Origin of the sequence: Neobacillus niacini (assembly GCF_019749295.1) — a bacterium.
GTDB classification, from domain to species: domain Bacteria; phylum Bacillota; class Bacilli; order Bacillales; family Cytobacillaceae; genus Neobacillus; species Neobacillus niacini_D.
This window is the reverse complement of the sequence record NZ_JACWFG010000020.1, coordinates 12,864-34,103: the sequence shown is the minus strand read 5'-3', so window position 1 is coordinate 34,103 and position 21,240 is coordinate 12,864. Positions and strand designations below refer to the sequence as shown.

Here is a 21,240-nt window from a genome sequence, read left to right as displayed (position 1 = left end):
TTTAAATTGGTAACGAAAAAGAATATCTATTTAAAAGAATCTTAATGCAACTGATATTCTGATGTTAATTTAATTGTGGACCAGCCATGTTTTTGCCCACGACTAAATTTGACTCTGAGGCTTAATGTTTCGAGATCATCATTCCAGGCTAATGTATTTTGTATTAGAGAAGGTTTTTTCACGTAGACCTTAATTTCACTATCAATATTTGAATGTTCTTTACAATAACTAATACTTTCCTCATAATAAGTAACAGCCATTATAGCCTTTCCTAGAAGATTTTCTATTCCATTTTTTAATTGTTCTTGAGTTGCCTCTTTAAGGTGCAATCCAAGTTCATTAGCAAGAACCTCCAGACTTTCCATATGTGTTAATTCACCAATCTGAAATTTTTCTTTAACTTCGTTTACAATATGAGTCATATTGCCCGCATTAAAATATGTAGGTCCAAGTATTGTTCCTATACCAGGATTCTTTGTGGTAATTTTGCTACTCTTTTTGGCAAGAGCCTTTAAAGATATACTTTCTATTACATATTCTTCGTTTACCGTAAGAATTAACTGGATATCACCTGTATTTAAGGGGTCGATAATATAGCTATCAGGAACTAATTCAACACTTTCAATTTTAAAGTCAATATACTTCTCACTCAACTTTTCCCTAATAACAGTTACCACGGTAGAAGTTGATTTATACAATTTTTCTAATGCTTCTGGATTAACGGAGGTATAATACTTATCCATTAATTTTACACATTCATCAGCCTCAACTTGGAAAACATTAGGGTATTCTTTTAGAAAATAGTAATAGGTTAATGCTTCATGACATTTTCCAATTGCATTGCTAGAGTTTGATGAGTGAATGTATTGATGTACACTTATTAGGTCCATCATCTTTTGTATTGTTTTGCTATTCATATCCTCTATTTCAGTTACATCTCTGAAACTTTCATAACTCGCGGCAAGCTTAATTGATGAGGTCGGGCTACTTTCAAATTTGAATCGCAACGTTAACGCTACCTTACCATATTTAATTCCAACTGTACTTTTTCCTATTTTATAAATTTGTATGTCTCCAAATTGAGGCGTGCCAGGACTAAATTCTTCAACATAAACATCGTTTTCACCTTTTCCATAACTTGTTATTACATTGAAATCCTCTGTCATGAAAAAGTCATTGTATGCGTTGAAAAAGCCATCGTTTCTTTCATTAAAAGTATTCTTTAGTAAATGAAAACATGTTTCACGTAAGCTATATAAAAAATCATCTCTGTAAGGGTTAATAGTTTCTGTGAATTTTGGAAAATATTCTGATACAAGCTTCTTTAACATTCGTTTGTCTGAAAAGTAGTGTGTTCCTTCTTTTATCTCTACTAATTTTTCCAGAAAAATTTGATAATAACGCTCGAATGTTTGGTTGAACATCAATTGTAACTTTTCTGATAAAAAGTATTTTTTTAGAAAACTTTTGGCTCCAGGATTCTTAGGTTGAATTCTTCCTCCTTTCTTTATAATAAAAAGATTTATTGATATTTTACGATTATCATTCAAATACAAAGTAAGGTCCTTTGCTTGATCTGGGTTTGATGTCTCAAATTTTGAAGTTACAGATATAATATTTGGAAATTGGGAAGTAATAAAATTAACAGTTTTTGTAACAGTACTTGGAAAGTAATCAAAAGAATTCTTTCCTATATGTAATAATAAAGCCTGGTAAACGGACTTAACGTGTTGGTCACCACTAAATCTTGGAGATTTCCCCATATTCTTCACCTCCCATTAATTATACTGCAAACAAATAGAACTGTTAATTACTGGATGTTACAAAATACTGGCCTTGTCCTTTAAGAAATGTTAAAATATCTATATATAAATTTGGGAGGTATGTAGAAATGAAACTAGAAGAAAGAGGTCGAGCTAAATACCGCCCCTTAAAAGACTACGACAAAGAACAAGTACAAGCACTCCTATTTGATAAGATAAAAGAAGAAGAAAAACTAATTCAAAATATTGAATCTGACTTTGAATTACCAAATCTTGATTATCGTGATGATAAAATTAATGTAATAAGCCTTTTTTCTGGCTGTGGAGGGCTCGACTTAGGAGTAGAATTAGCTGGACTATCTGCAATTATTGGAGAAGATGAAGCTCTAGAAGCTTTTAAAGACAAAAAGAATTTCAATGACCTTCGAGGCAATAGTATTTTTCATACTATTTATTCCAATGATCTTTTTAAAGAAGCAAATGAATCATATAGGATAAACTTCCCCCCTCATGTATATCAACATGAATTAGATATTCGTAAAGTAAAAAGTTTCCCTAAGGCTGATTTGGTTCTGGGCGGTTTCCCTTGTCCTGGCTTTAGCGAAGCAGGTCCACGCTTAATTGATGACGAAAGAAACTTTCTTTATATACATTTTATCCGTTGCCTACTCCAAGCCAAACCATTTGCATTTATTGCTGAAAATGTTAAAGGCATGATGACATTAGGTAAGGGTGAAGTTATTAATCAAATTGCAGAGGATTTTGCCTCAGCTGGTTACGATGTACAGGTCAAATTAGTTAATTCACGGGACTATGGGGTACCACAACTTAGAGAAAGGGTATTTATTGTTGGAATTCGTGAAGATTTAAACTTTAAATATGAACATCCTAAACCTACACATGGAAAAGATAAATTACCATATGTCACATTAGAAGATGCTATAAAAGATCTAGAAATTAATCCTGGAGATTGGTTTGAAGGTGGCTTTTCTCCTATCTATTTATCCCGTAATCGCAAGAAAAAATGGAATGAGCAAAGCTTTACTATTCAGGCCTCTGGGAGACAAGCTCCACTACATCCCAGCGGACCAGAAATGGTAAAATTGGATAAAGATAAATGGGAGTTACCTGGGGATGAATCTCAACATCGCCGGTTATCAGTAAAAGAAATTGCACGTATACAGACATTTCCAGATTGGTTTGAGTTCTTCGATGGTGGAAATATGAATGTGCAAAAAAATAACCGGTTAGATAAGCAGTACAAACAAATTGGAAATGCTGTGCCTGTTTTGTTAGCTAAAGCAATGGCTAGGCCTCTTGCTATTTGGGCTAAGGAAAATATCGATACTATTAAAGACAATGCTCCAGTACTGTCGAAATAATTAAAAAAATGACCCCGCCTAGCCCTAGGTGGGGTATACAAATATTAAATAACACTTATTCCTCGACCATAATTATATTTGTCATTAATTCATTCTTCTCAATAAATGAAAATTCAGTACACTGTTTTAAGATTGGCTTATTTCCCAATAAAAAAAACTCATTTTCAGTAGGGTGGAATATATACCACCTTTTTCCATTGACTTCTATTGTTAAGCTCTGTATGTTATCAGAGTTAAAATCTAAAAAGTTATAAAGAGTTTTTATTACTGTAAAATATACAAATATTATTAATATTAGATAAAAAAATAGTACTGCTACTAAAACACCATATTGCTCAATGTTGGTTAATTTCTCATTATAAAACTCTGAATAAATCTGAGTGCCGATATAATAGGCGGGTAATAATAGCCAAGAGAACCCATAAAATAAAAATAAAATATAAACTATTATTTGATAACCTTTTTTTATTTCTCCAAATAAATCAATAAAACTTTTTCCCACAAAATCAAATACAAAAATTACACTAAATAACACAAAAGTAATAATTGTAATGGTCATCATTAGCTTAGGATTGTACAATTCTTTGTCTGAAAAGAACTGGTCAGTTATCATCCATAATAAAAGCAGATAAAAAAGAATCTCAGATAGAGTCTTTATTCCTTTAATATAGAATCTCTTTTCCTTTGTAAAAAATTTAAATTCAACATGACTGGCAGATATTAGAGTTATCGGATTCATTTTCATAAGAATATAAATAAGCGAGAAAATAATACCAGGTAACCCAAACTTAGCTAATACTTCTTTTATTATTTCAACCATTCAGCACTACCTTCTCAAAAAAATTTACAGGTGTTTTCCTTTGATTCAATATTTCTATGACTCTATTGGAAACAACCTCCAAATGAGACTTCTATGGGAGTTTGCATTTCCAACCCGGAAAGACAGTCAGTAACGCATTTAAAATAAATTCCCCCTGCTTGTCCATTTCACTAGGTAAACCTGATTAGGAATAGGGCATCCCACATCCTCCTGAAGTTCCTTATAGATAATTCCTTAGTCCGACTATAAAACCAAAATACACTTATCTTTAAGATGCGTGTATTTTGGTTAAAGTTTTCTTACATCAATTCAAGATATTGTATAATACATGTGTAAAATATGATGGGTATTTTTTTAGTTTATCAGTAATTTCTTCTCTTTCTCTTCTGATTAGTCTCTTCAAGACCAGTTTGCTTCTTGGTTTTATGTATTTTTCCAAACTAAGAGATAAGTCTAAAGAAATTACTCTATCAGCGAAACCTAATTCATATAGCATTATAGTTAATTTGTTAGGTAAACCATATTTAATCTGTTTTTGCAACTGATTAAGTTTAAAAGTAACCTCGTTTTCCTCGCCTAATATTGATTTAGTGACTTCAGCAACCGCTCCAACTAAGAGCATACATTCATACGCAAATGCACTTTCACAAATTTCAACAACCTGTTCTATTTTAAATTTCCTTCTTTGTTTTTTAGTTTTAATTCTAACATCATTTTCTATAAGTACTTTCAATAAATCAACATATGGTCTACCATTAATCCATTTTAAAGCTATTTCCATTAAAACATCGGGTTTATCGCACTTATTAAAAGTACTATTATCAATTTTATTTGATAGTAAAGGCCAAAGCAGATATAATAGTTTCTCCATGCTATCACAATTTTTAATTTCCTCTAATTTCAAATTGCACCAATTTTCAATATCTAAACTTGTTTTTACTCCGTATAACATTTTTCCAAAGAGTTTCTTTTTTGAGTCTTGAGGTATCTTTGAAGAAATGTTTTGAGCAAGCAATCTAAACAATTCCACAATCTGACTTTTTACTTGGTTACTAGCTAAGGTGTAAGCAAACGTACCTTCAGCAAGAGTAGTTATATTAATCTCAACATTACCTTGTTTAACATGCTCCCAATTAGCCATCAGATAACTTTCAATTGAAGAAATGGCTTCTATCTTAAACATTATTTGTCTAGTAAGACCATCTAATGTATATCCTTCAGTTGCATATTGTGTTGCAATAGATTCTAACCCATCAAAGATTCTATCCGGTTCCTCAATATATGCTTTAAAAAACTTCATATTGTCAAAGGTATATTTTTTCCTCTTATTATCACTAAATAATGGATCAAATATTCTTAGGATTGAACTCCCAATAGGTTCTGAGTTATTCGAGTCTAGGATTTCTTTTACTTGGTTCCAACGCCATTTGTCTCTTCTAATATTTCGTTTATCATATATACTAGGATCTGCAAAAAGAATACTGCCCTCAGTGTGCATACCAGATCTACCTACTCGTCCAATTAAATTATGGAAATCGCGAACCTTTATTTTTTCAGTTCCATGATAAAGGCTCAATACAATTAGATATCTGATGGGAAGGTTAACCCCTTGAGCTAATGTCGATGTGCAAATAACAAATTTAGCTAGATTTTCTTTTAACGCATGTTCAACCGCAAGTCTAATACCCGTAGGTATATTTCCATGATGTGATAATATACCTAATTCTACACTTTTTGTGATTGCTTCATCAGAACCAAGATGACTCTTATATAAATAATATAGACTTTTCATTTCACCTTCATCTGAATAATCATAAGGTTTCTTTAATGCTAAGCCTCTCTCATATGCATCTACAACTTTTTCACAAAGACTTGAAACTATATTCTTTTTCCCAGCGAATATTGCTATACTTCCATTTGAAACAAGTTTCAATCCTAAAAATAAGGAAACGGTACTTCCATCATTTCTCTCTGGAAATATTCTCTCGTTTCTCTCCTGTCCCTTTAAATTTAACTGTTGTTGTTGTAGAATTCTAGGCACATAAAAATCACGTTCGTCTGGGTTTTCTATATTAATAAATTCAAGTCTTCCTAGACTATCAAGCCAACTTGTAAAAGCAACAGTTCGAAAAGTAGGTGACAAATTAATTCCGGAAATAACTTTATTCTCTTCCCCATTAAGCCAGTCCCCTACAATTTCAGCATTACTTATTACCGCAGATATTAGAACTTTTTGAATACTTCCCGCCACCATACCTTTCAGAGACGTTAAAAGTAACTCATAATTTATTCCACGATTACCACTATCAAACTGATGACCTTCATCATATATAAGTAAACCTATTTTCTTAGCGAACTCCGGAAAGTGACGAAGTATGTAAATAAGCTTCTCTGGAGTTACAACCAGTATTTGATCATCACTAAGTATTGAGAATACTTCAAAATCAATCTGAAGTATATCTGACAATTCGTTAACATAAATAGATTCACCATTAAAAGACTTGTTGAGACTCTCGCTAATTTCGTGACATAAGGCTTTGAATGGAGCTACAATTACAGCTACGGTTGTTCTTTGGGAAAGAAATGCGCTTCGAATTATTATTTCTGTTGCTTTTGTTTTACCAGCACTAGTTGGCAACTGAACTATTGCGGATTGTCCTTTGAAAACACCTTGTTTTCCTAATAAATGTTGTGCTGGCCAGAATTCACTTACAAAGAACTTATTTCTTAAAATAGGTTCCCAGTCTTCAATATCAATACCAGAATAGACAGGTAAACATTTCCTGCTTGAGTTGGCAATTCTTTTTTTCACAACTGCACTTATCACATCTGAAAATAGTAACTCCCTCGGAGTTCCATCGCTATATGCTTTAAATCTTAATTTTGAAATTTCCTTTTGAATATCTTGTTCATGACCTTCAGTATAATATTTAATTAACAACATTGATATATCTTCTATTTCCTTAGTATATGACCCTTCAACTACTTTTAGATCAATTGTGAAATCCCCAACAAGAAGCCATATGAGTAATTTTTCTAAATTAGAACACTCCAAGTTAAGTTCATTTTTATTAATACGATTTACTAAAACTATAGAACTTCCTGGTAAATCACATAAATAGTAAGAGGCAGAACCAAGTAATAAAACATAGTCATCCATATCAGATTGTAATTTGGTTTGTAAATACGCATCAAAGAAATAAGCTGAAAAATGCAGATCCTCTCGCAATTCCTTTAAATATTGCTCATTGGGAGAATCTTGGTTTAATTGAGCAGATATTTCACCTAATAAACCTATCGACAAAGTAAAGAGATTTGCTGGATCTCTTGTAAGGTTTATATGGTGCTCTTCTTCAACACCATATTCATTCATTTTTGCCTTTGACCTAGTAGCACCTAGTAAAAGTTTGGATTGTCTTTCAGGCTTCATCGGCAGCTCTCCTATATAAATCATGAACAAGTGTCATCATATCAGTTCCATGAATTACAAGTAATTTAAGATTTTTTTTATTAGGATGTGTATCTGTCATAGTATCCGTAATCAATCCCGGGTCGTACAGATTAGTTGAAAATAAAGCAACAGCTCCAGAAACCTCTTTATATGGTCGATCTATTGGATTTTGAAATCTGTTAATACTTTTAGCTTCTTGTAGTTTATTTCTATTAAATAGTATTTGTTTAATGGCATTTAATGACTCAGCTTTTCTAGTTTCATCTTTGATAGAATCATTAACAGCATCTTGAAGTCTCGGGTTAGCATTTTTTCCAGAAAATTGTGCTTTAGATTCAAAAATTGCTAGAGTATCCTTAGGTGAATCTTGTCCATTTCTAATAATCTTGAAAGCCAAAGTATCACTACCCTTAGTCGATTCATTACGAACCGTTTTGTTACCATATCTAGTACGTGGAACCCAATATTCAAGTATAAACTCAAGATAATCTGCGACTAATATTTCACCAAAATCTCCCGCACGTGTACTGGGTCCAGGAGCTTTTGAAGAGTCTGGAAATTTAATCTTATTTAAATACTCAGCCCTTGTATAATTATAACCTTCTCGGAAGAAATCAATTTCATCATCAAAACAATAATGTTCTCGAAAGTGCTTTGCCCACATTGATAATACTGATTCATCAAATTCATGATTAAATTCCAAAATTTCAATATTATCTCCATTTGAGTTAGTAATAGTATGCCCCGTGTTTTTAAACCATCTTATATGTTCTGGTATAGTTGTAATCATATAATTCATTCCCTATCATGTATAATTAAATAAATTATTAACTTGTCCATAAGGATCATGCAGTTTTAAAAAGATTATATATATAGTTGATTGAGAAGAGTAGACAAATTATATATATATATCCTTTCTTTTCTTCTATATAAATCTTTGTAAATATATTAATATACTCAGTTAATATTAACATAAATATCCATTCTAGCTATTTAGAAGCCCTAAATACGAACCTTTTAATTAAATGAGGCATATTAAAAGATTAGAAAAAAGGAGCGATAGAAATTCGAACAGTGCCAGGCACTATTCTGAGCTTATCCTCAATTTTAAAATTGCAAGCAAACCAACCATGACACTCATATTCGATAACAGAGAATTGTAGATTTTATCCATGTGAACCATTCCACTTTTTACGGTGATTGAGTATTTTAATCGTTATAGATTTAACCTTTCTGCAGCGAAAAGATGAGCGATTAATTTAACCGCTCATCTTTTCCTTTATTCAAATATTATTTATTTACTTGCCAATAAATCTCCTTATTCCCTTAGGAGAGTTAGGGACACTTGAAACATAAAAAATGCGAACGGTGCCAGGCACCATTCGCTTTAATATAGTTATCCACCTATTAATAAGTTCTACTTGTAATCATTTTTTGGTCCTTTATCCATTATAACTTCTACCATATTGGAAGAACCCATCTTAAGTTTAGGTCTATTCTCTGAGTTCGGTGAGCTATAAAGCTCCAATGGGCTTATCATTACTCCATCTGGTGTGTTATGAAGGATTCCGGGTACACAAGTATAAATTCTATCATTGTTGTTTGCATTTTTTGCAGATATGGTAACGGAGGTTCCATTATGATTATCGATACTCATGGACACCTTGTATCTATAGAATGAACCTGTCCCATTTGACTGTGCAGAATAAACTACAGGTACAACTGCTAGAATATCATTATTTAACCTTAATTTAATTACTTCCGTCTTAGTGGGTCCGCTATTTCTCCTAACATCCCCCATATGTTCTACTGCTCCGTTGCCAAAACTTCTGAGCGGAGGTGTTCCTTTTGCCCCAAACATAGCAACATCTATCTGCATACCGTTCTTTGTATAGACTAATGCATAGATATCATAATCTGTCCCAGTCTTCCAGGATACCGTAGCCGTAAGTTCTGGTGTCTTTTCAATCATCACTGGTCTTTGGCCTTTTTCGAGACTTACTTTACCCTTTACCTTTTCAAGGCTGATCAGTGACTTATTTTCAGGAGCAGTTTGAGCCGTAACAGGTTCTTTTGCGGTTTGTTTTTGAATAGGTTGAGGTTCAGCAGGCTTGCTTTGCTCATCAGCTTCAACCTCAACACCGTAATTTTTACATAACCCTTCAAGCCCCGAATTAAATCCGCGCCAGATTGATTTTACTTTTGTCTGGCCATTCCTTAGATATAACTCTAATACAACAATTCCATTTTCATTTGTGAAACTTGATGGGGTTAACTGAATAGTACTATTATCGGCAGATACCTCTGCCTTTAAATTCTTAACATTAGAAAATCCCGTGTTATTATCCTCTGTAAGAGTGATCGCTATTTTCGTAATACCTGCAGGAACTTTACTCATATCAAAATTCAATTTATGTACTTTTGTATTACTTGCTGTCTCAGATGGTAAAAGGGTCGCTACACCAGAAGGACTATTTGGTTGGTTATAAAAGATAATCCCGCTATCTCCTTGTACCACGTCTGAATCAGTTAAAAGAAAAGCTGTTAAAGAGACATCGATCGAATTAGAAATCTCATAGCTGACCGTAACATTACCTTTTGGCGAACTTAAAGCTGTATTTGCTCCCATCTGGAGAAATTGATTCATTATAAACCACTCCATTCCTTTATCTATTTATTAACCCTCATTTACTTACGATACGGTAACCGTATCATAATTTCCAATGAATAAGATTTCTATGTGTAAAAATTATTTACTTTAACCTACAGGTCTTTTATCTGCCAATCAATCTCATTACTCCCAATTTCCCTCAAGTACATATTCGCTTTAGAAAACGGCTTGCTGCCGAAGAAGCCATTATGGGCAGAAAATGGGCTCGGGTGTGGAGATTTAATCATGTAGTGATGAGGTGAAGTAATCAATTGTTGTTTTTGCTGTGCGAAATTCCCCCACAGGATGAAAATGACAGGTGTCTCCCTTTGATTCAGTAATTCTATCACTCTATTGGTAAACAACTCCCAACCGAGACCTTTATGTGAGTTTGCATTTCCAGCCTGGACAGTGAGTACCGTATTCAGCATCAATACCCCCTGTTTTGCCCAATCCACTAGGTAACCATGATTAGGAATAGAGCAACCCGTATCTTCCTGAAGCTCCTTATAGATATTGCGTAAAGATGGAGGAATCTTTACTCCGGGTTTAACGGAGAAGCTTAAACCATGAGCTTGTCCTTGGCCATGATAGGGATCCTGACCAATGATGACTACCTTCGTATCTTTATAAGATGTGTAGTGGAGCGCATTAAAAATATCCTGTTGATCGGGATAAATAACCTTCGTTTGATATTCCGTTTTTAACTTTTCTCTTAATTGTCGATAATATGTTTTTTCAAATTCCTCCTCCAATAAAAGAGCCCAATCATTTTTTAAAATTGCCATTCTCTTTCACTCTCTTTTCAAGTTCGTTAATTTTAATTATAAGTATAGAAATCTTTGCACCATAAAAAATACAAACGGTGCCAGGCACCAATAAGCATTGATCCAGCAAAAATTAGTTCGGCATTTACTCGATATTACTTTCATTCTACTAAGTACACAATTCTGTAACAACTTTCGGCAATCGACCGTGTCCTTTTGCTCTCTGGATTTATATATAGAGGGTAGAAAGGGTGGTGCATTTTTATGAATTTGAAATCAGGCAGAATTGAAGGGTTTGAACGGTATTCTCAGTTTGAAAGTGTGAAGGAGTTTAATACACATGTGGAGATGTGGTTAGCGGTGAAAAAACAGGAATTTTCGAAGGGGGAGCTAGTTGGATTGAAACGACTGGTTCGTTTTTCTGCAAAAGTTCCTGGGGTTTGCAATGCAAAGATTGGAACTTTGCTAAAAGCGATTAATGAAGAGTATCAAGGGAATGGAATTTCCCGCTCTACTTTTAAACGAATGATCATCAAGGCGAAGGATTTAGGTATCCTTGCCATCTATGAAACAGAACGAAAAAATGGTTCACAATCTAGTAACTTATATAGCTTTCAGCGTTTCCCACAAAGTGAACCACCCAAAGTGAAAAAATTGGACCAGCCTAAAGAAACTAATAATCTTTTAAAAACTAATAATCAAAAGAATAATAAACGTAACGAAGCGCCGATTGAACTCGATTACACATTTGTTTGTGATCAAGTTCCTCAAGCTTTTGTTCAAGCTGTAAAATACTTCTTTTCTGATGCAAAAACGATTGAAGAATACTGGCATATGGTCCAAATCGCAGCTTTTCGATTTGAATGTGACAAAAACACAGAAGAGATTCTCGCTATTGCTATTCAGTCCTTTAAGCAGCTGGTCCGTAAATTAAAATCTAATAAAACTGTAGTAAAACCGATTGCCTTCTTTTATGGCATTTTAATCAACAAAATAAAAGAATTTTATCTCGGACAGTTGTTTGAAAATCAATGTGAGAGTAAGCCGTTCCGTTATGTGCTTGAGTCTGGAGAAGTCATGTACTATGATTGGCTGAACGCTTAATTAGAAGATGCTTAGCGCCATCTTCCGTTTCTCATCGTACCGCAAATATTTTTGTAATTGATTAATTTTTTGGACCAATAAAAAAGATGTTGGATACATAGACCAACACCTCTTTACTAAATATTATTAATCGTTCCAACTTTGGACTGCATCACCAGAATCTATGACACCATTATCATTTGCATCACCATTGTTACGTGATTGTACCGCTTTAACATAAATATCAATATAGCCATTTTTTGCCCGTTGATAATGATTCGGTGCGTTTCTAGGGAATGTGTAAGTTAAATCTAATGTTGCAGTCTCACCTGGTTTAATTAGTTTTACTGCATTATCATAAGTGATTGTTAGAGGTGTATTATTGCCCTCAAACGCCTCAAATAATTCACCCTGCTTAGTTGAATTAGATTGTTCTTGATCGAAAGTAACCCAAGCATTCAAATTCCCATCATTTTTGACCTTAACTTTAACTGTTTCAGAATCCCCTGGTGCTAAATTTTCCATATGGAGTGATTCTGCTAAAACTGGCCCTCCGTTTACAGCATTGATTTCTAATTTTCCTGGCTTAAAATTACTGCCTTCGAATGCACCCTCACTTGTCCACAATGCAAATGTGCCTGCACCAATAAGTGATGCTCCCATGGCTGATGTAAGTAAGAATGCTCCCATTTTTCTTTTTAAACTCATCTTCCTAGCCTCCCTTTTTTGTCTACTATCCTGATACATATTTGGATAAATAATAGTATGTGAACTCCTTTTTAGGAGAATCAACCAGTTGGTTTTACCTCTTTTGGGTTAACTTTTGAAATTTCTCTCCAAAAATTAATAACAGACCAAAGTATCATTAAAACACCAGGTACAATAAGCAGGAAAATTGCACCGTTGTTTGACTGGATAAAAGCCAGTAATTTTCCTATAAAGGGAAGCGTGAAACCACTATATGCCCCGACTATGTTTTGACTATTTACATGTGCTGTATCCTTGGTGTCATTGTTATCACCCTTGGTAATAAACTGGACTGATTCGTTTACCCGCTCTACCTCAACAATTCTATGAGTAATTAAGGTGTTGGGATTATCACTTGCCTTGAAAGTAATCACATCACCTTTTTTAAGTTCGGAAGCAGCAGGAACTGGTTTTACAGCGATAATTGAACCCGTCTTGATACTTGGCTCCATTGACCCTGATAAAACCGTCATAATCTCATAACCGAAAACTTTTGCCGTTCCGCCATTTACCTTTGTGGTTATCACAGTCATAACCATGCAGATTAATAATCCATAGATAATTATTGAAGAAATTCTACCTGCCCATTTTCTAAATGTTTTCATTTTTTTCACCTGCCATGTTTTTTTGACTTACTAGTTTACTAGATAAATTGTGCCCGCTATTTTATTGATTAACATTAATTTTGTTACTAACCATTACTGGTGTCCCTTCTATTATTAGATCCTTTCCTATCGGTTTTTCGTGATTTTGAAAAGCTACAAACATGTAAAAGCCATTCTTACTTGGAGTATATGTAAGCTTAATTGGTGCAGCTTTGGCTGCCATTTTAGGAATTACACCCTGATATACTAATTCACCCGTTTCACCATTAGGACTCACAGGATTTCCATTCCTTCTATAGTAAATGTAGTATTTTGAGTCTGCTGCCATATCACCTGTACCCTCATTTTGGATATAGGCAAATATTTCATTTTTTTCTCTGCCAATATTCACAAAAGATAAGGCACTATTATCGAAAGGAATCTCTATAGATATGGTTGTTTTGATTTTTGTTTGACTGGTAAAAAGAGCATTGGTAGTTGTCATCTGTACATGTAGTGAGGTAATTATCATTAATATCCATAAAAATCCAATGTTTAAAATTACAAAATTGCCTTTATTATTTCTTATTAATACTCTTAATCTAGTAGTAGATTTGATGATCCTCACTCCCACAAATTCGATTCAGTGAACAAGCCAGGAAACTACGTTCTTTTTATAGAACAATTTAATTAAAGTATAGATTATTTAAATATAATAATAAAACCTCAAAAACCGCTGGATTTCCTCAATAAAGAACAAAAATCGTTCTTTTTATCGTATAATCTCCTATTTTCTTATCTTAACGATCTTTTTTTACAAAAAAATCTGTTCAATATTTAAGAAAGCAAAAAAGGCAGCTTTTTGCTGCCCAGTGTGTCTGGTTGTTAGTAATGTAATTACATAAATCTATAAATTCATATAAATGACAGTGGAAGAGACGTAAAAGGTTCTTTTTTCAAACACAGTATATTAACATTTCCTACTATGGTACTATTAATAATACTTTTTATGGTAAAATTCAGTTGAACTAATAGACCTGTGTATATGATTTCCATTGTAATTACTGTCTAAATTTGCTGTAATAATATATGTTTTAAAGTTTTTTTGATGATTCTAAATGGTCCTTAATAGCCTCTACAGGTGAAATGTGTTTATTATTTGAGTCATAATATTTTGTTATCTAATTTGCAGTTCATTTCTTAGAGGTGAAATAAAAGGTGAATATACAAAAAATTCATAGTAAAAATATTTTGTTAATCCGTATTTTATGGGGTTGTTTTATTCTATGTATGCTGGTCCAAGTCTTAAAACATAAGGATCCTGCTTTTATGAGTATCCTTTTTGGCAGTGGAGTATTAGTATGCGGCACCATATCCATTTTCATTTTCAAGAAAGTTTTTATTAAACAAACCATGTATTTATGTGTACTGGGGATGTCATTTGTTACATTTGTACTTATTGAAAATGAGCCTGTTATATCTAATTTCTACCTCATTTTTCTAGTCATTTTTATATTATCCTTATATCAGGATTACCGCCCAGTCATTTTAATGAGTATACTGAGTATTTTTATTGGTGCCTATTTTTATAGATACGAAGAACGTCTTAATTATTCATATCACGAAGGTGACTATTCTTACTTTTTATTTACACTTTCTGTTACCTTTCTAGTAGCCTTCCTGCAAATTCGCTATAGCAGAGCAGTAGAAAAAGATGATAATGCTAAAAAGGAAGAAGTTAGAAAGGACAATGAACAACAAATACTAGCGCTGATAAATTCAATGCCAGATTTAATTTATATTCAGGATAGCACAGGAAGATTTATTGAAATGAATCAGTATGCTAAAGATTTATTTAAATTGAAAGACACTGATTATAGGAATAAACATTTAGACGAACTTTTTTCCCAAAATGAATGGTTTAGAAACTTTGAAAATTGCTTTTCCAACGATGAAATTTCTTGGGAGAAAGGCACTCCCTATAGATTTCAATTGGATATTGCTATAGGTGGGCAATTCTCTGCTATATTTGATATTATCAAGGTTCCTACTTTTTTTGCAGACGGCAGCAGGAAAAATTTATTGGTGATAGGACGTAATATTACAGAACAAAAGAGGGCCAATGATCTGCTTTTAAGATCAGAAAAACTTGCTGTGGTAGGTGAACTTGCTGCGGGTGTAGCACACGAGATACGAAACCCTCTAACTTCCATAAAAGGGTTTATACAGTTAGCTGAACAAGACGGAGAATTTGATCGTCAGTATGTACAAATAATGTTAAGTGAAATATCTAGAATTGAATCTATCGTTTCCGAATACTTATCATTAGCGAAACCAAACCAAAACTCACCAAAGTCTCTTCAAAGTATTGATAATCTTATTAGAAATGTAATTACTCTTTTTGAGAGTCAAACAAACTTGAGAAATATTATTATTCACTCAGAATTAGATCATTCTTACCAAATCATGTGTAACCCCAATGAAATTAAACAAGTTTTGATTAATATATTCCAAAACGCTATTGAAGCCATTGGAAATAATGGGGACATTTTTATTTCTTTACAGAATACCATCGAAAACGGTGTAGAAATTATCTTTATTGACAATGGATGCGGTATTGAGGAAGAACGATTAAAGAAGATAGGTGAACCATTTTTCTCAACAAAGGAAAAGGGCACAGGACTTGGACTATTAACTTCCAACCGTATTATTGAAAAACATAATGGTACGATAAAGATTACTAGTGAAGTAAATAAAGGGACCGAAGTGAGAGTATTTTTGCCTGTTAGCTAAGAAGGAGTTAGCACTTTGAGGCGTCACGGTTCAGCACTTTGAGGCTTCACGGTTCTGAGCTTGCGTAACCAGCGAAAAATAAGCGGAGGTTTTCCGGTTATTTGCAGATTGGAGCTCGTTTCGGGGTAAATAAGCGGAGTTTTTCCGCTTATGCAAAGCAAAATCCACTATTTTTCCGTTTATTCGAGGCGATAGGCGGAATCTCTCCGCCTATTTAGGCTGGTTTCCATGCTATTTTCTAATTAGGCGGAATTCCTCCGTCTATTTTTCAGATCGGATGCTTAACCTGATCTCCCAATCGATAGGAGCGGACCCTCATGTTCCCAGATGCCGGAATCAGCATTTTCTTATCGACTAGTTGAGATAGTACCTTTTTTACCGTCTTGTCAGTTAGCTGTAAATATTTCTCGATTTCTATAGGGGAGATGGCTTCCCCTTTTCGAATTGCCAGCCGAAGCACTTCCTTTTCGTGAAAGGACAAAGAGGTCTGGTCCCATTCATCACCCAGCCACCGGCCAATCACTTGCTGAACAACCTGTTGGCAGCGACGAGGCTTTTCATTAACTTGATCATAAGAAAAACGAATCACAGTCCATCCATCAATCACCAGCTGGTTTTGACGTTCCAGGTTGTCTGAAAATTGCCATCTGCTTATGTTCCTTAGATGAGGGCCGTACCCGTCGACTTCCAGACAAATCCGGATGGCGGGACGAATATAAGCAAAGTCCAAATACCTTTTTCCATCTTTGAAATCATCAACTTCATACTCCGGATGGAGATAACGAAAGTGGGAAAATGAGGGCCACCACACTTGCTTCAAAAACAACATTTCTGCCTCGTTGTGACCTTCTTGTAAGCGCCGGAGCCGTTCACCGGTTCTTGCTCCCAAGTGAGCATCCATAAAGACCTGGTATTCTTCTTCAAATCCCATAGCATCCTACTCCTATCTAATGGTTCTAGTCTTTCACAGCTCAATTATATTCTTTGCTTCCCAATATGCCCTTCACTCTTCTCTGGTATATTTCTCAATAGATTTGGCGTAATAAAAAAGTTGACGTTTAAATGAATAAATAATGGAATGCGATTGAAATAAGAGGTTTACTTGTGGTTTAAACAGGAGAAAGGAAGAGGGGCGCAGCTAATATAAAGATAGAACTAGTTTCAGTTTAATAGAGTCCTTAAATTTGTCAATTCATTTTCGACAATGCCCTTGTTAAAAGTTTCCACGGAACTGATTTACCGATAAATCATCCTATTAATTAAGAAGTCTTTGACTCAATTGAGTAACCAGCGAAAAAAAATAAGCGGAAGTTTTCCGCTTATTTCCAAAATGGAGATCGTTTCGGGGTATATAGGCGGAGATATTCCGCTTATGCAAAGCAAAACCCCCCATTTTCCCATTTTTCAAGTCAATAGGCGGAATCCCTCCGCCTATTTAAGCTAGTTTCCATGCTATTTAAAAAATAAGCGGAATTCCTCCGTCTATTTTTCAGACTAACCTGATCCCCCAACCGATAAGAGCGTCCCCTTATGACCCCAGATGCAGAACTCACCCTCTTCCTATCCACTAGTTTAAGGGCCCCATTTTTTCGACAGTTTTCTTACTCAAACGGAGTAGAAAATGCAGCATTTACAAGCATGTAAGGGAAATCTAATCAATCGATTAGTTAACTCCATTTCTACTAATCAAACGTTTGATTAACTAGTGTTTAAACCCCATTGTTATTAGCGTTTTCACATATTTTCTGGAGAGGAAGTTGTCGAAGATAGGAAATCAGAAGTATATAAAAGAGCCTCTCTTTAATGAGAGGCTCAAATGGTATTCATTTGAATAAAGCATTACACCCGGTGATTTTTCTACATACCACGAGCAGTCATTTTCACTTTTCGCCCAACCAATATCCAGTACAGGAATAAGCTGAAAGCAGTAATGAGTACGAGAACAAATAGGATATTACTAAACATGGAAGCATCCGGTTGGCTTACATAACCAAGAATGTTAGACCTCATTGCGGAATGGTCCATCATCGCCGCAGTATAGGCAATTCCAATTGACATCGCGACATTTAGTGTTAAATTATAAAATCCAATGGCTGTCCCTGATTTATCTTTTCCAATTGTGCCAATGCAGGAATCTAGCATTGGTGCATACATGAATGCGAACGAACTTGAAAAAATAATCATGGATAGGACAAAGATAATGACGGAGGTTTTTACAAAGAAACCGCCCAACAACAGACTGCCGATAATTCCAGTCATGGCAATCGTGATACATTGTTTGCTTCCCAGTACCTTTGCAATTTTTCCAGAAAGCGCTCCTACGATCGCAGCCAATAGATACGCTGGAATCAATAGTAGTGAAATCGTATCCAACTTTAAGCCATATAGCTTTTCAAGCAAAAACGGAAACAAGAAAATATAAGCTAATTGGACAGAATAAATCACGAAAGCGACACCCAGCAAAGAGATAAACTGCTTATTTTTAAAGAATGCTATACCAATGAATGCTCTTGAATTCTTGCTGATATAAGTAAGAAATAAAGCAAACGCGGCAACAAAAGCTAGAAGATAAACCCAGTTGAAATCGGTAATATATAACAGCAGGGATGCGGCAATGCCTGCAACTAGAAATAATCCTACTACATCCACATGACTGTTTTTCGTCTCTTCCTTAGGAAGGTATTTCAAAATAAACGGAAGGGTGAAGAGAGTGACCAATGGAACTAGAAAAAGAGTTGTCCAATGAAAATACGTAGAAACATAGCCCCCCGTTAAGGCACCAATCACCTGTGATAAAGCAAAACTGCTTGTACTTAACCCCAAGAACTTCTTTTGTTCATGTACAGGTAAATGTTTGGTTACAAAGATTACATATAAGGTTTCGGCTGAAGCCAAACCTGCTGTTTGGATGATTCGTGAAACAACTACGAGTAAAAATGAATGTTGAAAAAGATAACCCATTACGGAGCCAACACAAATTAATATAATTCCGATACTTAATAGCTTTCGAATACTAATAGAATCCGCCAAAGCAGCGTATACCACTGCTCCTATTCCAATGACTAGCCCGGCTAAGGTTGCCTGCCAGCTCACGGTTGTTGCAGAAATGTTAAAATCTTTCGCCATATCGATAGAAATAATTTTAAATGAATTATCAATGATTAAACATAATAGAAATAACAGAAGCATCACAGGCACAGCTTTCTTAACACTATATTCCTGAGTATCTGTCATGCTCGCATTTGCGCTAATGGTTGTCATTGCCGCTTCCCTCTCTTTTGATCAATGTCTATATCGTATACGTCTGGCATTATTCTTGCCTCGTGTCGTACTCAATTACTTGATGTCGTGCTTAAGCCAGTTCCAAAGCGATTTCCATCATATTCGTGAAGGCAACTTGTCGTTCTTCCGGTGTGGTTTGTTCATGACGAATCATATGGTCACTTACTGTTAAAATTGTAAGCGCATTAACCCCTGCATGAGCTGCATTCATATAAAGACCAGCTGTCTCCATTTCCGCACATAGAATCCCCATATTACGCCACTTTTCCACCGCTGTTTCATCGGCGTTATAAAAAATGTCGCTTGTCAGAACATTTCCAACATGAACGGGAAGTTCCTTTTGATCCGCTACCTTTTTCGCTTTTTCCAATAATGCAAAAGAGGCAATGTTAGAAAATTGTCCAGGGAGATTGTATTGATGTACGTACCGTGAATCCGTCGAAGCCCCCATAGCAAAAACAATATCATATAAGTTCATATGATCCTGCATCGCACCGCAGGTACCAATGCGAATCAAGTTTTTCACACCAAACACATGGATCAGTTCCCAAGAATAAAGGCTCATACTCGGCATACCCATTCCTGTTCCCATAACGGATATTTTCTTTCCTTTATACGTACCTGTGTACCCAAACATATTGCGGACAGAATTGAATTGGACTGCATCCTCTAAATAGGTTTCAGCAATAAATTTTGCTCTTAATGGATCCCCTGGTAAAAGTATCGTTTCAGCAATCTCTACTCCATTTGGTTTGATATGCGCGGTTTCTTTATGTCCGTTTGTATTCATCTGTATTCTCTCCTTTTTTCTTGGTCCGTCCACGGAATAGCGAAAAAACTCCCACTTGTTTCCGCTTACAACCTATTGTACAAAACTCATCTAAAAATTACATAACATTGTATAGTTGTATAAAAACTTGTCTATATATCAACAATAAAAGAATAGCACACTATCATTTGGTTCACAATTACTAAATTTGTCTTTTTTGTAACAAAAAAAAGCAATTTCTCATCCTTATTTTGATGAGAAATTGCTTCTTATTTAATGAAACCGTACCACTGTCTCTATCTGGCTGCATTAATGGTTATTTGGCTAGATTCTGTTGGAATGTAGAATTTATTATAAACAACGGGATATTTATCACTTATATAGACACTTTCAACGATTAAATCACAATCTTTATCGTTAGCTATCTTATATTTCAGTGAAGGGATGGAATCGGAACGTTTCAGTTCAATGGTCGCAGAGTTTGCCAGCTCGTATACCCTTTTGTCTATCATATCTAATAATTGTTGTTCATCTTGTAAATCTAAATGTAATTCCGATACCGCTTCAATGGCCATGACTGTAAAAGCAAAGGCTACGGCTTGATCATTTCTTTTATACCAACGTTCAATCGCAACGACGGCGGTCATATTCCGATTTAGAACCTGCTTAGCGTAATCGGTTATGAGTTCAATTCGAAATTGCATTTCGACATCATCAATTTTTCCTGAAAGGCATTTATATATGGGGTTTCCGAGCTTTTCTAAGCCAGTCATGTTTTTATTATCATGAAATTTGGTAATAAAATTTCCTTTTCCATGGATATTCTTAACCAAACCATCTTCCTGCAATCGTGATAATGCATGCCGCAGTGTCATCCGACTGACGCCAAAAAGCTTGGCCAATTCCGGTTCTGTCGGGAGCCTGCTGTCAGGAGGAAAAGTTCCATCCGTAATAAGTTTATACAATTTATCATAAACAACCGCAAACAATGGCCGCTTGGTTTTTTGAAGATCCTCCGGTTTAATATTCATTCTCTTACACACCTTTAAAATAAACTATTGAACTGCTCAATTTTAATAACAAATAAACTATAAACTATATTCCGCTCATTAATCAACTATCCGCAGGTATATCCACAGGGACGGTTCT

General features: G+C 34.7%; 16 protein-coding genes. 3 read left to right on the top strand and 13 right to left on the bottom strand.

Translation table 11 applies throughout. The features are described from left to right. Positions 1–41: 41 nt before the first annotated feature. Positions 42–1,763, bottom strand: coding sequence for a hypothetical protein (locus H0184_RS23025; protein WP_221828869.1), 1,722 nt, complete (start codon positions 1,761–1,763; stop codon positions 42–44). Positions 1,764–1,891: 128 nt separating this feature from the next. On the opposite strand from H0184_RS23025, the gene H0184_RS23020 reads away from it, so the two are divergent. Then, positions 1,892–3,145 (top strand): DNA cytosine methyltransferase, encoded by a 1,254-nt coding sequence (locus tag H0184_RS23020; RefSeq protein WP_221828867.1) that lies wholly within the window; start codon positions 1,892–1,894, stop codon positions 3,143–3,145. A 55-nt stretch (positions 3,146–3,200) separates the two neighbouring features. Here H0184_RS23020 and H0184_RS23015 read toward each other — a convergent pair whose 3' ends face one another. From H0184_RS23015 to H0184_RS22995, 5 genes are all read right to left on the bottom strand, one after another. Further along, complete coding sequence (locus tag H0184_RS23015; protein ID WP_221828865.1) at positions 3,201–3,965, bottom strand: hypothetical protein; 765 nt, start codon at positions 3,963–3,965, stop codon at positions 3,201–3,203. 304 nt (positions 3,966–4,269) lie between these two features. Further along, a complete protein-coding gene (locus H0184_RS23010) occupies positions 4,270–7,395 on the bottom strand; it encodes a DEAD/DEAH box helicase (protein WP_221828863.1) in 3,126 nt (1,041 codons plus the stop codon). After that, entirely contained in the window at positions 7,385–8,206 is an 822-nt protein-coding gene (locus H0184_RS23005) for a Hachiman antiphage defense system protein HamA (protein ID WP_221828860.1), read from the bottom strand. Before H0184_RS23005 ends, H0184_RS23010 begins: the two co-directional genes overlap by 11 nt. Before the next feature lie 627 nt (positions 8,207–8,833). Then, on the bottom strand, positions 8,834–10,063 hold the full coding sequence (locus H0184_RS23000) for a TerD family protein (protein ID WP_221828858.1): 1,230 nt from the start codon (positions 10,061–10,063) through the stop codon (positions 8,834–8,836). A 116-nt stretch (positions 10,064–10,179) separates the two neighbouring features. Then, positions 10,180–10,854, bottom strand: a complete 675-nt coding sequence (locus tag H0184_RS22995) for a uracil-DNA glycosylase (protein ID WP_221828856.1) — start codon at positions 10,852–10,854, stop codon at positions 10,180–10,182. A gap of 243 nt (positions 10,855–11,097) precedes the next feature. Between H0184_RS22995 and H0184_RS22990 the strand changes: the two genes are divergently transcribed. Then, entirely contained in the window at positions 11,098–11,937 is an 840-nt protein-coding gene (locus H0184_RS22990) for a hypothetical protein (protein ID WP_260631751.1), read from the top strand. Positions 11,938–12,063: 126 nt separating this feature from the next. On the opposite strand, the gene H0184_RS22985 is transcribed toward H0184_RS22990, so the two are convergent. From H0184_RS22985 to H0184_RS22975, 3 genes are all read right to left on the bottom strand, one after another. Beyond that, positions 12,064–12,624, bottom strand: coding sequence for a TasA family protein (locus H0184_RS22985; RefSeq protein ID WP_221828854.1), 561 nt, complete (start codon positions 12,622–12,624; stop codon positions 12,064–12,066). An 80-nt stretch (positions 12,625–12,704) separates the two neighbouring features. Next, complete coding sequence (gene sipW, locus H0184_RS22980) at positions 12,705–13,268, bottom strand: signal peptidase I SipW (protein WP_221828852.1); 564 nt, start codon at positions 13,266–13,268, stop codon at positions 12,705–12,707. A gap of 61 nt (positions 13,269–13,329) precedes the next feature. Next, entirely contained in the window at positions 13,330–13,875 is a 546-nt protein-coding gene (locus H0184_RS22975) for a hypothetical protein (RefSeq protein ID WP_221828850.1), read from the bottom strand. A gap of 806 nt (positions 13,876–14,681) precedes the next feature. Between H0184_RS22975 and H0184_RS22970 the strand changes: the two genes are divergently transcribed. Next, positions 14,682–16,040, top strand: coding sequence for an ATP-binding protein (locus H0184_RS22970; protein ID WP_221828848.1), 1,359 nt, complete (start codon positions 14,682–14,684; stop codon positions 16,038–16,040). Between the two features lie 268 nt (positions 16,041–16,308). Here the strand turns inward: H0184_RS22970 and H0184_RS22965 are convergent, their stop codons facing one another. The 4 genes from H0184_RS22965 to H0184_RS22950 form a co-directional block, all read right to left on the bottom strand. After that, positions 16,309–16,941 (bottom strand): DNA-binding response regulator, encoded by a 633-nt coding sequence (locus H0184_RS22965; protein WP_260631750.1) that lies wholly within the window; start codon positions 16,939–16,941, stop codon positions 16,309–16,311. 956 nt (positions 16,942–17,897) lie between these two features. Further along, positions 17,898–19,274 carry an MFS transporter gene (locus H0184_RS22960; RefSeq protein ID WP_396953620.1) on the bottom strand — a complete coding sequence of 459 codons (1,377 nt, stop codon included), beginning with the start codon at positions 19,272–19,274 and terminating at the stop codon, positions 17,898–17,900. Between the two features lie 118 nt (positions 19,275–19,392). Beyond that, positions 19,393–20,112 (bottom strand): purine-nucleoside phosphorylase, encoded by a 720-nt coding sequence (gene deoD / locus H0184_RS22955; RefSeq protein WP_221828842.1) that lies wholly within the window; start codon positions 20,110–20,112, stop codon positions 19,393–19,395. Between the two features lie 275 nt (positions 20,113–20,387). Then, positions 20,388–21,122 (bottom strand): GntR family transcriptional regulator, encoded by a 735-nt coding sequence (locus H0184_RS22950; protein WP_221828841.1) that lies wholly within the window; start codon positions 21,120–21,122, stop codon positions 20,388–20,390. Positions 21,123–21,240 lie beyond the last annotated feature (118 nt).

Bases quoted from the DNA above. Each gene is read 5' to 3' on its own strand.
- H0184_RS22950 (WP_221828841.1), bottom strand. From the start codon at position 21,122: ATGAATATTAAACCGGAGGATCTTCAAAAAACCAAGCGGCCATTGTTT.
- H0184_RS23025 (WP_221828869.1), bottom strand. From the start codon at position 1,763: ATGGGGAAATCTCCAAGATTTAGTGGTGACCAACACGTTAAGTCCGTT.
- H0184_RS23020 (WP_221828867.1), top strand. From the start codon at position 1,892: ATGAAACTAGAAGAAAGAGGTCGAGCTAAATACCGCCCCTTAAAAGAC.
- H0184_RS23015 (WP_221828865.1), bottom strand. From the start codon at position 3,965: ATGGTTGAAATAATAAAAGAAGTATTAGCTAAGTTTGGGTTACCTGGT.
- H0184_RS23010 (WP_221828863.1), bottom strand. From the start codon at position 7,395: ATGAAGCCTGAAAGACAATCCAAACTTTTACTAGGTGCTACTAGGTCA.
- sipW (WP_221828852.1), bottom strand. From the start codon at position 13,268: ATGAAAACATTTAGAAAATGGGCAGGTAGAATTTCTTCAATAATTATC.
- H0184_RS22970 (WP_221828848.1), top strand. From the start codon at position 14,682: ATGTCATTTGTTACATTTGTACTTATTGAAAATGAGCCTGTTATATCT.
- deoD (WP_221828842.1), bottom strand. From the start codon at position 20,112: ATGAATACAAACGGACATAAAGAAACCGCGCATATCAAACCAAATGGA.
- H0184_RS22965 (WP_260631750.1), bottom strand. From the start codon at position 16,941: ATGGATGCTCACTTGGGAGCAAGAACCGGTGAACGGCTCCGGCGCTTA.
- H0184_RS23000 (WP_221828858.1), bottom strand. From the start codon at position 10,063: ATGAATCAATTTCTCCAGATGGGAGCAAATACAGCTTTAAGTTCGCCA.
- H0184_RS22985 (WP_221828854.1), bottom strand. From the start codon at position 12,624: ATGAGTTTAAAAAGAAAAATGGGAGCATTCTTACTTACATCAGCCATG.
- H0184_RS22960 (WP_396953620.1), bottom strand. From the start codon at position 19,274: ATGACAGATACTCAGGAATATAGTGTTAAGAAAGCTGTGCCTGTGATG.
- H0184_RS22995 (WP_221828856.1), bottom strand. From the start codon at position 10,854: ATGGCAATTTTAAAAAATGATTGGGCTCTTTTATTGGAGGAGGAATTT.
- H0184_RS23005 (WP_221828860.1), bottom strand. From the start codon at position 8,206: ATGATTACAACTATACCAGAACATATAAGATGGTTTAAAAACACGGGG.
- H0184_RS22990 (WP_260631751.1), top strand. From the start codon at position 11,098: ATGAATTTGAAATCAGGCAGAATTGAAGGGTTTGAACGGTATTCTCAG.